Source organism: Bradyrhizobium sp. BR 1432 (assembly GCF_051547705.1).
In the GTDB taxonomy this organism is placed as follows: Bacteria; Pseudomonadota; Alphaproteobacteria; order Rhizobiales; family Xanthobacteraceae; genus Bradyrhizobium; species Bradyrhizobium zhanjiangense.
Genome location: NZ_JBPUGF010000003.1, coordinates 8410874 through 8423964, shown reverse-complemented (window position 1 = coordinate 8423964; position 13091 = coordinate 8410874). Strand labels below are relative to the sequence as shown.

Annotated in this window: 11 protein-coding genes and 1 pseudogene; 9 read left to right on the top strand and 3 right to left on the bottom strand. The window is 62.8% G+C overall.

The window, feature by feature from the left end:
- The first annotated feature begins 46 nt into the window (after nt 1–46).
- From ACSKB8_RS40695 to ACSKB8_RS40685, 3 genes are read left to right on the top strand one after another with little or no spacing between them, the layout of a single operon-like run.
- The gene (locus tag ACSKB8_RS40695) at nt 47–1090 is read left to right on the top strand and encodes a TAXI family TRAP transporter solute-binding subunit (RefSeq protein WP_438110190.1); all 1044 of its coding nucleotides are present in this window, start codon (nt 47–49) and stop codon (nt 1088–1090) included.
- Nucleotides 1087–1716, top strand: coding sequence for a hypothetical protein (locus ACSKB8_RS40690; RefSeq protein ID WP_370985022.1), 630 nt, complete (start codon nt 1087–1089; stop codon nt 1714–1716). Before ACSKB8_RS40695 ends, ACSKB8_RS40690 begins: the two co-directional genes overlap by 4 nt.
- Nucleotides 1717–1742: 26 nt before the next feature.
- Complete coding sequence (locus tag ACSKB8_RS40685; protein WP_438110188.1) at nt 1743–2357, top strand: DsrE family protein; 615 nt, start codon at nt 1743–1745, stop codon at nt 2355–2357.
- Nucleotides 2358–2644: 287 nt separating this feature from the next.
- On the opposite strand, the gene ACSKB8_RS40680 is transcribed toward ACSKB8_RS40685, so the two are convergent.
- The gene (locus ACSKB8_RS40680) at nt 2645–3388 is read right to left on the bottom strand and encodes an SDR family NAD(P)-dependent oxidoreductase (protein WP_438110186.1); all 744 of its coding nucleotides are present in this window, start codon (nt 3386–3388) and stop codon (nt 2645–2647) included.
- Between the two features lie 143 nt (nt 3389–3531).
- On the opposite strand from ACSKB8_RS40680, the gene ACSKB8_RS40675 reads away from it, so the two are divergent.
- The 5 genes and pseudogenes from ACSKB8_RS40675 (at nt 3532) to ACSKB8_RS40655 (ending at nt 9761) form a co-directional block, all read left to right on the top strand.
- On the top strand, nt 3532–4302 hold the full coding sequence (locus ACSKB8_RS40675) for a methyltransferase domain-containing protein (RefSeq protein ID WP_438110184.1): 771 nt from the start codon (nt 3532–3534) through the stop codon (nt 4300–4302).
- A 198-nt stretch (nt 4303–4500) separates the two neighbouring features.
- Nucleotides 4501–5502 (top strand): DctP family TRAP transporter solute-binding subunit, encoded by a 1002-nt coding sequence (locus ACSKB8_RS40670; RefSeq protein WP_438110182.1) that lies wholly within the window; start codon nt 4501–4503, stop codon nt 5500–5502.
- Between the two features lie 155 nt (nt 5503–5657).
- A pseudogene (locus ACSKB8_RS40665) lies at nt 5658–6134 on the top strand (TRAP transporter small permease); the annotation flags it as partial.
- A 219-nt stretch (nt 6135–6353) separates the two neighbouring features.
- Nucleotides 6354–7634: a TRAP transporter large permease gene (locus ACSKB8_RS40660; protein ID WP_245471180.1), complete on the top strand. Its 1281-nt coding sequence runs from the start codon at nt 6354–6356 to the stop codon at nt 7632–7634.
- A 198-nt stretch (nt 7635–7832) separates the two neighbouring features.
- Nucleotides 7833–9761: an alkyl/aryl-sulfatase gene (locus ACSKB8_RS40655; protein WP_438110180.1), complete on the top strand. Its 1929-nt coding sequence runs from the start codon at nt 7833–7835 to the stop codon at nt 9759–9761.
- 192 nt (nt 9762–9953) lie between these two features.
- On the opposite strand, the gene ACSKB8_RS40650 is transcribed toward ACSKB8_RS40655, so the two are convergent.
- Both ACSKB8_RS40650 and ACSKB8_RS40645 read right to left on the bottom strand, forming a co-directional pair.
- Nucleotides 9954–11024: a glycosyltransferase family 4 protein gene (locus ACSKB8_RS40650; protein WP_091892693.1), complete on the bottom strand. Its 1071-nt coding sequence runs from the start codon at nt 11022–11024 to the stop codon at nt 9954–9956.
- Between the two features lie 159 nt (nt 11025–11183).
- Nucleotides 11184–11381: a hypothetical protein gene (locus ACSKB8_RS40645; protein WP_438110927.1), complete on the bottom strand. Its 198-nt coding sequence runs from the start codon at nt 11379–11381 to the stop codon at nt 11184–11186.
- Here ACSKB8_RS40645 and ACSKB8_RS40640 point away from each other — a divergent pair.
- On the top strand, nt 11304–13067 hold the full coding sequence (locus ACSKB8_RS40640; protein ID WP_438110178.1) for an ABC transporter ATP-binding protein: 1764 nt from the start codon (nt 11304–11306) through the stop codon (nt 13065–13067). The two genes, ACSKB8_RS40645 and ACSKB8_RS40640, sit on opposite strands and share 78 nt — an antisense overlap.
- Nucleotides 13068–13091 lie beyond the last annotated feature (24 nt).

The following is a 13091-nucleotide window of genomic DNA, read 5'->3' as shown; positions in this document are numbered from 1 at the left end:
TTCGAAGGGACGAAAGGTTGTGGTGGCTGATTCAGAAGGGAACGACATGAACAAGGCGCCAAAGTCACTCTCGTTGCTCCTGCTCACCTGGTTGGTGCCGGTTGCGATGATGCTTCAAACGGCCTGCTTGGAAGCGCAAACCGCGAGAAATACCAGGGCCGATGCTCAGCTCGTCCGACGGCCGCTCCCGCAAGAGAATGAAAAGGACCGGATGAACGCCTGGACGGTCGGGCTCGCCGGCGGCCTGCTCGAGGGCGCGCCGATCCGCCTCGCCGCAGAAATGGCCCGGGTCGTCGACGATGGAGCAGACCTGCATCTCCTGCCGATCGTCACCCGGGGCGCCACCGACAATCTGAATGCGCTGCTCTATTTGCGTGGCGTCGATACCGCCATCATCAATTCCGACGCGCTCGAAGAATATCAGGCTCAGGCACCGCAGATCCGAAGCCGCATCACGTATCTGCTCAATCTCTTCCCATCCGAGCTGCACATTTTCGTGCGACCGGAAATCGCGAGCCTGCAGGATCTTGCCGGCAAGAAGGTGAACTTCAATACCCTGGGCACCGCAGCTGCCTATTCAGGACCACTGATCTTCAGCCGTCTCGGCATCGATGTCGACAAGACATTCATTCCGCATCAGGTGGCCCTGGAGCAGATGCGCAAAGGCGAGATGTCGGCCGTCGTGTTCATCACGTCGAAACCCGTCGACGCCTTCGTAAAGGGCCGCTGGGAGGCTGGATTCAAGTTCCTCCCGGTGCAGTACGATAGGAAGTTCGAGGACTATTATCTGCCTGCGACCTTGGACCCCAATGAGTATCCCAATCTGATCAAGCAAGGCGAGCGGGTCTCGACCATCGCGGTGCCGACGGCGCTCGTTGCGTTCAACTGGCCGCCACGCTCCAATCGCTATCAACGTGTGGCACGCCTTGTCGAGTACCTGTTCTCGCGAATCGACCGCCTGCAGGCTCCGGGCTTCGATCCGAAATGGCGGTCGATCAATCTCGCGGCATCCGTTCCCGGGCTCACCCGCTTCCAAGCCGCGCAGGAATGGCTGGATCGCAAGGCGCGCAGCGTACAGGCGGGGCCATGAAGACTGCCGCTCCTCGGCTCGCCGTCGCCTTGAATGTCGCCTGCGGAATCGCTTACGCGCAAAACACTGGCGATCCCATGGAAACACTTCGGGCTTGTTCGGCGATGGAGGGGCAAGCCCGGCTGGAATGTCTGCAAGACTTATCACGTAAGATCCCTCCGCCAAGTCGGCGGGGGGCAGATGACGGCTGGCTGGTCAGCGAGACCACTTCGCCGGTGGATTATCTGCCGATCGTCACCGCCACCACCTCATCCGTTAGCGGCTCTGATGGCGCCGCGATGCAACTCGCAATCCACTGCCGCAGAGGCCGCACGGAAGTCGTGGTCACCGGACCGGCGCTGTCACGCAGTGCCAACGAATACGTCATCTCTTTTCGGCTGAATGCGGATACGCCAATGCAACTCACGGCATCGTCGCCCTCATTCGGCTCCGGCGTCGCTTTCGGGGGCGACGTCGTAAAGTTGCTAAGCTCGCTACCCGACGACGGTCACATCGTTGTGCGCCTTTTCACCCGCGCTGGTCCGGTGCAAGACGGACAATTCCTGCTCAGCGGATTCGAAAATGTGCGCAAGAAAATGGCGGCTGCATGCAAATGGCCCCATGCCGTCGCCAGACCAGGAAGGTGATGGGCAGGGAAAATGGGAGATACAAGATGATCAATCCAAAATGGGCGATGGCAGTCATCAGCGGCCTGGCGATGCTGCTTCTGATCGGACCAAGCGCGGCGCAGCAGGACAACCAGTTGATTCCGCAGGTGCGTGAGAAGAGCCAAGCGAGCAACCAGAAGCATCCGGCTCGACAGAAGCAGGTGAGCAAGCCGGCGCAGAATCAGGCGATCAAGCAGGATCGTGCGAACAACACGAAGATGGCTCTGGCGACGAAAGCCGAGAGCGCCAGGAAGCCGCATCGGCTGATACTGCAGGTCAATTCCAACGAACCTGCGATGATGAACCTCACACTCAACAATGCGACCAACGTCGCGCAATACTACCGCGATCTCGGTGAACCAGTGTCGATCGAGGTCGTCACTTTCGGTCCTGGCCTTCACATGCTGCGCGATGACACCTCGCCGGTAAAGCCGCGCATCGAGGTGCTCGCGATGAGCCATCCCGAAATCTCCTTCAAAGCTTGCGGCAACACCCAGGAAAACATGCGCAAGGCGGAGAACAAGGACATCAACCTGATTCCACAGGCCACGGTCGTCAAATCCGGTGTCGTCCGCGTCATGGAGCTGCAGGAGCAGGGCTGGAGCTACGTCAAACCGTGAGGTCCGGCGGCAAACCCAGGGCAATCGCATATGGGAAGCGGATTCCCTGCGGCCCATCCTTCGAGACGCCCGCTTTGGCGGGCTCCTCAGGATGAGGGCGGAGTGTGCGGAAGCAGTTTCAACGGCCTCGATGCCAACTCGCCTCATCCTGAGGAGACCGCTGGAAGCGGTCGTCTCGAAGGACGAGGCGCTTGCTCAGGCGGCTCCAAGAGATCATACGCGATAGCCATGCCGGCAAATCGGACATGGCATGCGTTCGCGGGCCGAGCGGGTTCAGGAGACCACCTCTAAAACTGGTATCTCCGCAAGCCTCCATCCACCGGGATCACCGTGCCCGTGATGTAGCGCGCCACCGGTGAGGCCAGGAACACTGCGAGCGCCGCGAGATCCTCCGGCTCGCCCCAATAGCCGACCGGGATCTCTTCCTCCGCGAAGCGCTCGCGATAATCCGGCGGGTAGTTGCGGCGGATCTGCTCGCTCATGATGCGGCCGGGCGGGATGCAGTTGATGGTGACGCCGTGCGCGCCGATCTCGCGCGACAGGCCCTTGGCCCAGGCGTGCACGGCGGCTTTCGCGGCGAAGGCGGCGTTGAGGCCTTCCGGCTCGGACTTGCCGGTGATGTTGACGATGCGGCCCCATTTGCGTTCGATCATCTGCGGCAGCAGCGCATGTGCGATGCGGCGGTAGCTGGTGAAATTCAGCGCGATCGCCTCGTCCCATTTGCTGTCGGGCGCATCGACGGGGAGGGGACGGCTGCCGCCGGCATTGTTGACGAGGATGTCGACATGGCCGAGCTCCTTGATTGCAAACGCCGCGATCCTCTCGGCCGCGTCCTTCGCCATCACGTCCTGCTCGAACGGCGTTATCAGCCCGCCGCCGACCTCTTTCACCAGCTCGGCGAGCAGATCGGTCCGCCGCGCGACGCCAACGACGCGCACGCCTTCGGCAGCAAGGCCCTTGGCGATGGCGCGGCCGATGCCGATGCTTGCGCCCGTGACGACTGCGGTTTTCGATTTGAGCCCGAGGTCCATGGTGACACGCTCTCTTGTTGTTTCTTGGCTGTTGCTTTCGTTTCCTGCCGCGTCCTGTGAGCTTTGCGAATTGCCCGACCGGGACGAGCAGTGGTAACCAAGAGCTTCGGCGAAGGAAACACGAAAAAGAAAAGGCGCGAGTGATGGTCTGGGACCCGCAGCAATATCTGAAATTCTCCGGCCACCGGCTCCGGCCCGCCGTCGACCTGTTGATGCGGATTCCGAATTTCGGCCCACGCGCGATCGCCGATCTTGGCGCCGGCGCCGGCAACGTGACAAAACTGATCAGGGAGCGCTGGCCGGATGCCACCGTGACCGGGGTCGAGGGTTCGGCCGAGATGGTCGCGGCCGGCCGCAAGGCCGCGCCCGACGTGGAATGGTCACATGAAGACCTCGGCCATTGGCGTCCAGCGAAGCAGTATGACCTGATCTATTCCAATGCCGCACTGCACTGGCTGCCCAATCATGCGGCACTGTTTCCGTCGGTGATGGAGAAGGTGACGCGTGGGGGCATGCTTGCGGTGCAGATGCCGCGCAATTTTACCGCGCCGTCGCATGTGCTGATCGGAGAGACCGCGCTGAACGGTCCCTGGCGGTCCAAGGTCGAGCATCTCGTCACCCCGCCGCCGGTCGAAGGGCCGGCCTTCTATCACGACCTGCTCGCGCCGCTCTCGCAGAATATCGACATCTGGGAAACTGAATATCTGCAAGTACTCGAAGGCGAGAACCCGGTGAAGGAGTGGACCAAGGGGACCTGGTTGACGCGCTATCTCGATGTCTTGCAGGGTGATGAAAAGGCTGCGTTCGAAGCCGCCTATGGGATGCGGGTCGCAAAGGCCTACCCGAAGAATGCGGCGGGGCAGACGCTGTTCCCGTTCCGGCGCCTCTTCATAGTCGCCCAGCGCAAAAACTGATGGCACTGCCGCAATGCGGCAAAAGCGCTCGTTTCCTTGGACTGAAGCGGGCGCCGGGTTGCGCATCCGGCAGCGGTCAAGTTAGCTTGGCTGCGGCAAATTGGGCTTAGGTCTAGTTGTTCGGGTGGCGGATTGCTGCCACTACTGACCTGAAAAACAAAAAGACCCAGTTTAAACAGGTTGTTGGGAGGTTACTTCATGCGCAAGCTGCTTCTTGCAGTCGCCGCCACGGCTATTCTGTTGGTCCCTGCCTTCGCCCAGGCCCAGAATCCCATCGTCATCAAGTTCAGCCACGTCGTCGCCAATGACACCCCGAAGGGCAAGGGCGCGCTGAAGTTCAAGGAGCTCGCCGAGAAGTACACCGACGGCAAGGTCAAGGTCGAAGTCTACCCGAACTCCACGCTCTACAAGGACAAGGAGGAGATCGAGGCGCTTCAGCTCGGTTCGGTGCAGATGCTCGCGCCGTCGACCGCGAAATTCGCGCCGCTCGGCGTCAAGGAGTTCGAGGCGCTCGACCTGCCATGGCTGTTCAGGGATGACCAGACCTACGCCAACGCGATGAAGGGCACGGTCGGCAAATGGCTGTTCCAGAAGCTCGAGGCCAAGGGCATCACCGGGCTCGCTTATTGGGACAACGGCTTCCACATGCTCTCCGCCAACCGCCCCTTGCTGAAGCCGACCGATTTCCAGGGGCTTAAATTCCGCATCTCCGGATCGAAGATCGCCGACCAATATCTTCGCATCATGGGTTCGATCCCGCAGATCATGGCGTTCTCCGAAGTCTACCAGGCGCTGCAGACGGGCGTGGTCGACGGCTGCGAGAACACGGCGTCCAACTACCTGACGCAGAAGTTCTACGAGGTGCAGAAGGACATTACCGTGTCCTATCACGCGCATCTGCAATATGCCGTCATCGTCAACGCGAAATTCTGGTCGGGCCTGCCGCCCGACATCCGCACCCAGCTTGACAAGGCGATGGCGGAGGCGACCGACTACACCAACTCGATCGCGCGTCAGGAGAACGAGGACGCGCTGGCCGAGATCAAGAAGCTCGGCAAGACCAATCTGCATTATCTCACCGACGCCGATCGCAAGGCGTGGCAGGAGGCGATGCAGCCGACCTACAAATGGGCGAAGGGACGGGTCGGGCAGGAGGTGCTCGATCTCCTCGCCAAGGAACTCGACGTCAAGATGAACTGACGGCCGCGCCCTACTAAGAACAATAACAACGGTCGGGGGTGATCGCACTCCCGGCCGTTTCGCTCTTGAATGGACGAGCCAATGCTGGGGGGACCAAGTTGCTGCGTGTGCTGAATCGAGTGCTCGATCATCTCGAGGAATGGCTGATCGCGACGATGATCGCGGCTGCGACGTCGCTCATCTTCGTCGCGGTGCTGCATCGTTACGGCGCCGGCCTGTCGATCGATATCGCCAGATGGGCGGAGGCCCGCAATCTGGCCTTCCTCGCCGTTCCCGCGCGCGCGACGTTCAGCTGGCTTGCCTCGCTCGACCTGTCCTGGGCGCAAGAGCTCTGCATCTACATGTTCATCTGGATGGCGAAGTTCGGCGCCGCCTACGGCGTGCGCACCGGCATCCATGTCGGCGTCGACGTGCTCGTCAACATCCTTCCGGGCGGATCGCGCCGCCGCGTCATCACCTTCGGGCTGTTGTGCGGCGCGCTCTTCACCGCCATCGTGAGCTATTTCGGTGCCGCGTTCGTCAGCCAGATGTGGCAGACCGGCCAGCAGTCCAACGATCTCGAAGCGCCGATGTGGGTGGTGTATCTCACCATCCCGCTCGGCTCCGGCTTGATGTGCTTCCGCTTCCTCCAGGTCGCGTGGTCGTTCTACCGCACCGGCGAGCTGCCGCATCACGACATGGCGGGCGTCGAGGGCGTCGAGGCGGACCCGGTGCATCCGGCCCCGGTCACACCCAGCCAGGTCGTCCGGGACGAGCGCAGCCCGCTCGGCTGGATCCTGATGCTGCTGCCGGTCCTGATCGTCGCCCTGTGCTTTGCGCATGCCGGCCACGTCATCACGCTGCCGCATGGCCTGCGCGTCGTCATCGTGTTCGCACTTCTACTCTCGTTGATGCTGACGGGCATGCCGATCTCGATCGCGCTGGGCCTGACCGTGCTCAGCTTCATGTTCACGCTGACCGATGTGCGAACGGAATCGGTGGCGCTGAAGCTGTTCACCGGCATCGAGAATTTCGAGATCATGGCGATCCCGTTCTTCATCCTTGCCGGCAACTTCCTAACTCATGGCGGCGTGGCGCGCCGGATGATCACGTTCGCGACCGCGCTGGTCGGCCATTGGTACGGCGGTCTCGCTTTGTCGGGCGTGGTCGCTTGCGCGCTGTTCGCGGCAATTTCCGGCTCCTCGCCGGCGACCGTGGTGGCGATCGGTTCGGTGATCCTGCCTGCGATGGTCGCGCAAGGGTTTCCGAAGCGGTTCGGGGCGGGGGTGATCACGACATCAGGCTCGCTCGGCATTCTCATTCCGCCGTCGATCCCGATGGTTCTCTACGCCGTCTCCACCAACAGCTCGGTCGGCAAGCTCTTCATCGCCGGCATCGTGCCGGGATTCGTCCTCGCCACGCTGCTCGGCGCCACGACGTTCTATCGTGCCTGGCGCAACGACTATCCGCGGATGCCGAAGGCCACGTTCCTCCAGCGTCTGGATGCGTTCCGCAAGTCGATCTGGGGCATCCTGCTGATCGTGATCGTGATCGGCGGCATCTACAGCGGCTTGTTCACGCCGACCGAAGCTGCCGCCGTCAGCGCGGTCTACGCCTTCATCGTCGCAGTGTTCATCTACAAGGATCTGAAGCTGCGCGACGTGCCGCGGGTGCTGCTGTCATCGGCGAACCTTTCGGCGATGCTGCTCTACATCATCACCAACGCCGTGCTGTTCTCGTTCCTGATGACCTACGAGAACGTGCCGCAGGCGCTGGCGCAATGGATGATCGACCAGGGCTTGGGGTGGATCGGCTTCCTGCTCGTCGTCAACCTGCTGCTGCTGCTGGCGGGCAACGTGATGGAGCCGTCCTCGATCATCCTGATCATGGCGCCGATCCTGTTTCCGGTCGCGGTCAAGCTCGGCATCGATCCGATCCATTTCGGCATCCTGATGACGGTCAACATGGAGGTCGGGCTGTGCCATCCGCCCGTCGGCCTCAATCTCTACGTCGCCTCAGGCATCGCCAAGATGGGCATCACCGAGCTCACGGTCGCGGTGTGGCCGTGGCTCCTGACCATGCTGACGTTCCTGGTGATCGTGACTTATTGGCCCGGCCTGTCGTTGTGGCTGCCGACGCTGCTGGGGATGTAGCGGCTTAACCCCGTCTCGTTCTGGGGAGAGGGCAAATCGTAGCCTGGATGGAGCGCAAGCGTAATCCGGGACTTTCCCGCGTCTGGATCGAAACCCCGGATTGCGCTTCGCTCCATCCGGGCTTCGGTTCGCTCTTTCCTCCGATGGCAATCAACCGCGAGATGCGGTTAGATGGCCGCGACAGGCCGGAGAACAGAAATGACAGAACACAGCAGCGAGCCGAAGAGCGCAACGCCGTCCGTCATCGCGCAACACGAGGCCATGCTGAACGCGCTGCCGTTTTCCGACATGCGGGATTTCGACGACGCGGCGCGCGGCTTTCTCGGCACGATCGAGAACGCGACGGTCACACATCCGCAGGGGCGGACGGTCTGGAGCCTTGCGCCCTATGGCTTCCTCGCCGAGCAAGAAGCGCCGCCCACGGTCAATCCGAGCCTGTGGCGACAATCGCGGCTCAACATGCATCACGGTCTGTTCGAGGTCGTGCCCGGCGTCTATCAGGTGCGCGGGCTCGACATCGCCAACATGACGCTGATCGAGGGCGACAGTGGCGTCATCGTCGTGGATACTCTGACCTCGATCGAGGGCGCGCGCGCTGCGCTCGATCTCTACTTCAGGCATCGTGGCGAGCGCCCGGTCGCGGCCGTCATCTTCACGCACACCCACACCGATCATTGGGGCGGCGCGCGCGGCGTGCTGGAGGAGGATGCGCTGGCGACCAGCCGCGTGCCGGTCATCGCGCCGAACCTGTTCATGGAGCACGCCGTCTCCGAGAACATCATCGCGGGACCGGCGATGCTGCGCCGGGCGCAGTACCAGTTCGGACCGTTCCTCGCCAAGGGCGCGCGCGGGCAGGTGGATTGCGGCCTCGGCAAGTCAATGGCGGCAGGCTCGGTCGCGCTGCTGCGCCCGACCGATTTGATCATGGCCACCGGCGAGACGCGCGTCATCGACGGCGTCGAGTTCGAATTCCAGATGGCGCCCAACAGCGAAGCGCCGGCGGAGATGCATTTCTTCGTCCCGCGCTACAGGCTTCTGAACCTCGCCGAGAACTGCACCCACAATTTCCACAATCTGCTGCCGTTCCGCGGCGCCGATGTGCGCGACGCGCTGGCCTGGTCGAAATATCTGGGCGAGGCCCTGCTGCTCTGGGACGGCAAGGCCGAGGCGATGTGCGGCCAGCATCACTGGCCGGTGTGGGGGAGGGATCGGATCGGCACCATGATCCGGCAGCAGCGCGACCTCTACAAATTCGCGCACGACCAGACCATCCGCCTGATGAACCACGGCCTCACCGCCGCCGAGATCGCCGAAACGATCCAGCTGCCGAAGAGCCTGGAAGCCGCCTGGCACGGCCGCGGCTATTACGGCCACATCCGGCATAACGTGAAGGCGATCTACCAGAAATATCTCGGCTGGTACGACGCCAATCCGGTCAATCTCGACCCGCTGCCGCCGGTTGAATCAGGCAGGAAGTATGTCGAGTACATGGGTGGCGCGGATGCCATTCTGGCGCGGGCGCGGACGGATTTCGACAAGGGCGAGTTTCGTTTCATCGCGCAAGCGCTCGGCCATCTCGTCTTCGCCGAGCCGGACAATCAGGCGGCGCGCGCGTTGCTGGCGGATACGCTCGAGCAGCTCGGTTATGCCGCCGAAAGCGCGACCTGGCGCAACGCCTATCTGTTCGGCGCCCAGGAATTGCGCCAGGGCATGCCGAAGGTGTCGGCGCGCCCGCCGATGCCGCGCGAGACGCTGGCCGCATTGCGCACCTCGCAGCTCTGGGACGTGCTCGGCATTCGCCTCAACGGCCCGAAAGCGGAAGGCAAGCACATCGTGCTGAACTGGAGTTTTTCCGACACCGGCGAGACCTTCGTTCTCAATCTGGAGAACTCTGCGCTGACCTACACCGAGGGCGTGCAGGCGGACGGCGCCGATGCCAGCTTCACGCTGGCGCGCTCGACGCTCGACGAGGTCATCGCGAAACAGACCAGCTTTCCGGAGGCGGTCGCCGCCGGCAAGATCAAGCTCTCAGGCAATCCGATGCGGCTCGCCGAGCTGATGGGCCTGATGGACGAATTCCCGCGCATGTTCGAGATCGTCGAGCCGAAGCGGACGGGCGTGGTGTAGGGAAGCGCGGTGTCGGCTTCTTCCCTTATCCCCTTGTGGGAGAAGGTGGCGCGAAGCGCCGGATGAGGGGTCTCTTTCCACGGAGAAACTTTTCTATGCGGAAGCAACCCCTCACCCAAGCGACTGTGCCGCTTGGTTCTCGAGCCCTCTCCCACAAGGGGAGAGGGCACTTCCACTGGCGGTGTAGAAAATCTACTCCGCGCTGCTCACCAGCTTGATCCGCGGTGCTTGTTCCTCGGTCAGGCTGCGATACGCCGCGAGATAGTCCAGTGCCATGCGCCGCGCCGTGAAGCGCGTCTCGAACTGCTTGCGGATCGCGGCGCGGTCGAGCTGCGGCAGGCGCTTGATCACGCCTGCCGCGCTGATGACGTCCTCGACCACGAAGCCGGTCAAGCCTTCGTCGATGATCTCCGGCACCGAGCCGCGGTTGAAGGCGACGACCGGCGTTCCGCAGGCCATGGCTTCGATCATCACGAGGCCGAACGGCTCCGGCCAGTCGATCGGCAGCAAGAGGCCGAGCGCGCCGCTCAGGAAGTCCGATTTCTCGTGATCGCTGATCTCGCCGATGAACTCCACCAGGGGATTGTTCTCGATCATCGGCCGGATCAGCTCGTCATAGTAATCCTGGTCGGCGCGATCGACCTTGGCGGCGATCTTCAGCGGGATGCCGCAATGGGTCGCGATCTTGATGGCGCGGTCGACACCTTTCTCCGGCGCGATGCGGCCGAGCACGGCGAGATATTCTTGGCGAGCCGGCTTCGGCGTCAGCAGGTTCTCCGGCAGGCCGTGGTGGATCGTCGTCACCCAGCTTGCCTGCGGCACCGGGCGGCGCTGCGCATTGGAGATCGAAATGACGGGCATCTTGGTGAAGGTGTTGAAGACCGGCTGGTGCTCCGGCAGGTCCAGCCGGCCGTGCAGCGTGGTCACGAACGGCGTCGGCTGCCGGTGGAAGAGCGACCACGGGTAATAGTCCAGATGGAAGTGGAGGAAGTCGAACTCCTCATCGTCACATTTCTGCCGCACCCGCTCCAGGAGCACCATGTGCAGCGCATTGGGATCGCGCACGGAACCGTCGAGACGGAGCGCCCGCGGCCATAACGCATCCAGCTTTCCCGAGGTTTGCGAGTCGCCGCTGGCGAACAGCGTCACATCGTGTCCAAGGGCCACCAGCTCTTCCGTCAACCAATGCACCACCCGCTCGGTGCCGCCATACAGCTTGGGTGGAACAGCCTCCGTCAACGGAGCAACCTGCGCGATGCGCATCTCACCATCTCCTTTGTGCGATCATGATCGAAGAGCCCCCGCCAGTACGGCACCGGCAATGCCAGACAAGGGAACGTTCCCGCACTTGCGAAGTTCCTTCCTCCAAACGTTACATATTCGACACGTCCGGGGCTGTCTCGATGCTGCCATCACATCTTCTCAGATCGTCCGCATCCGCATGTCGTGATCGCCCCGCCCGGGAACCGAGGCGAAGCGGTCGATGTTCAGTTCGATCAGTAAACAACATCCGAAAATCATCACGACGGGGTCGGTAGCCACATGGATCAGCTTTCTGGATACGCGCGCAGGCCATTTGCTTTTGTCCTGCGCTATCTCCGGCGTCGTCTTGCGTCGCATCTGGTGATCCTGACCGCTGTCGTGGCAGCCGTTGCCTGCTCCGTGGGCACGCAGTATGGCGTCAAATCCCTGGTCGATAGTCTGTCCGCCGGACCATCACATGGTGGCAGCGTATGGCTGGCATTCATTTTACTCATGTCGCTGATCACCGCCGACAACTTCCTGTGGCGGGTCGCGAGCTGGACGGCGAGCTTCACCTTCGTCCGGGTCACGGGTGATTTACGCCGTGACATATTTCGTCATCTGACCGGTCACGCGCCGAGCTACTTCTCCGATCGCATGCCGGGCATGCTGACGAGCCGCATCACGGCGACCTCGAACGCGGTGTTCACGGTCGAGAACATGTTCGTCTGGAACGTGCTGCCGCCCTGCATTGCCACAGTTGCGGCAATCATGCTGATTGGAACCGTGAGTCCCTATATGGCGCTCGGCCTGATCGTGATCGCGGGTGGCATGGTGATCGCGATGTTCCACCTGGCCGCCGCCGGCAAGCCGCTGCATGACGATTTCGCCGACAAGGCCGCGGTGGTCGACGGCGAGATGATCGACGTGATCAGCAACATGCCGCTGGTGCGCGCTTTCTGCGGCATCAGCCACGAGCATGAGCGCTTCGATGCGACGGTGAACCGGGAGCTCACCGCGCGCGGCCGCAGCCTGCGCTATCTGGAGAAGCTGCGGCTCACGCATGCCGGCGTGACCGTCGTGCTGACGGTGGCGCTGATGGCCTGGGCGATCACGTTGTGGCAGCGGGGTGAGGCGACCACCGGCGACGTCGTGCTGGTCTGCACCCTTGGCCTATCCATTCTCAATGCCACGCGCGACCTCGCGGTGGCGCTGGTCGACGTCACCCAGCACGTCGCGCGGCTGACCGAGGCGATCGCCACGCTGCTGGTGCCGCACGAACTGCGCGATCACCCCGAGGCCGAGCCCCTCGTCAAGAGCGGCGCCGCGATCGCGTACAACAACGTCACCTTCGGCTATCCCGGCGGCGAGAAGATCTTTGAGCGGTTCAGCCTGCGCCTGCAGCCCGGCCAGCGCGTCGGTCTGGTCGGCCAGTCCGGCGGCGGCAAATCGACGCTGTTCACGCTGCTCCAGCGCTTCTACGATACCGACGAGGGCAGCATCACCATCGACGGACAGGACATCTCGAAGGTGACGCAGCTGAGCCTGCGCGAGGCGATCTCGGTCGTGCCGCAGGATATCTCCTTGTTTCATCGTTCCATCCGCGAGAATATCCGCTATGGTCGCCCGAACGCGACCGATGACGAGGTGTTGCGCGCGGCGATCGCGGCGCGCTGCGATTTCGTCGAGAGCCTGCCCGACGGCCTCGACACCATGGTCGGCGACCGCGGTGTGAAGATGTCGGGCGGCCAGCGCCAACGCATCGCGATTGCGCGCGCCTTCCTCAAGGACGCGCCGATCCTGCTGCTCGACGAGGCGACCGCAGCGCTTGACAGCGAATCCGAGGAGGCGATCCGCGAGGCGCTGTCGCGGCTGATGCGCGGCCGCACGGTGATTGCGATTGCGCACCGTCTGGCGACGCTGCGCAATTTTGATCGCGTGGTGGTGCTCAAGGCCGGTAAGATCATCGAGGACGGCGCGCCCGACCGGCTGATGCAGGCTCACGGTCCCTACCGTGAACTGGTGACGCAGGAGATGAGCCGGCTCTCGAAGTTCGCCGCGTAGATCCAGCAGTCGCGTTCGTTGGTT

Excerpts from the sequence above, each read along its gene's own strand:
- ACSKB8_RS40650 (WP_091892693.1), bottom strand. The coding sequence starts at position 11,024 with ATGCGCATCGCGCAGGTTGCTCCGTTGACGGAGGCTGTTCCACCCAAG.
- ACSKB8_RS40675 (WP_438110184.1), top strand. The coding sequence starts at position 3,532 with ATGGTCTGGGACCCGCAGCAATATCTGAAATTCTCCGGCCACCGGCTC.
- ACSKB8_RS40670 (WP_438110182.1), top strand. The coding sequence starts at position 4,501 with ATGCGCAAGCTGCTTCTTGCAGTCGCCGCCACGGCTATTCTGTTGGTC.
- ACSKB8_RS40685 (WP_438110188.1), top strand. The coding sequence starts at position 1,743 with ATGATCAATCCAAAATGGGCGATGGCAGTCATCAGCGGCCTGGCGATG.
- ACSKB8_RS40640 (WP_438110178.1), top strand. The coding sequence starts at position 11,304 with ATGGATCAGCTTTCTGGATACGCGCGCAGGCCATTTGCTTTTGTCCTG.
- ACSKB8_RS40645 (WP_438110927.1), bottom strand. The coding sequence starts at position 11,381 with ATGCGACGCAAGACGACGCCGGAGATAGCGCAGGACAAAAGCAAATGG.
- ACSKB8_RS40690 (WP_370985022.1), top strand. The coding sequence starts at position 1,087 with ATGAAGACTGCCGCTCCTCGGCTCGCCGTCGCCTTGAATGTCGCCTGC.
- ACSKB8_RS40695 (WP_438110190.1), top strand. The coding sequence starts at position 47 with ATGAACAAGGCGCCAAAGTCACTCTCGTTGCTCCTGCTCACCTGGTTG.
- ACSKB8_RS40680 (WP_438110186.1), bottom strand. The coding sequence starts at position 3,388 with ATGGACCTCGGGCTCAAATCGAAAACCGCAGTCGTCACGGGCGCAAGC.
- ACSKB8_RS40655 (WP_438110180.1), top strand. The coding sequence starts at position 7,833 with ATGACAGAACACAGCAGCGAGCCGAAGAGCGCAACGCCGTCCGTCATC.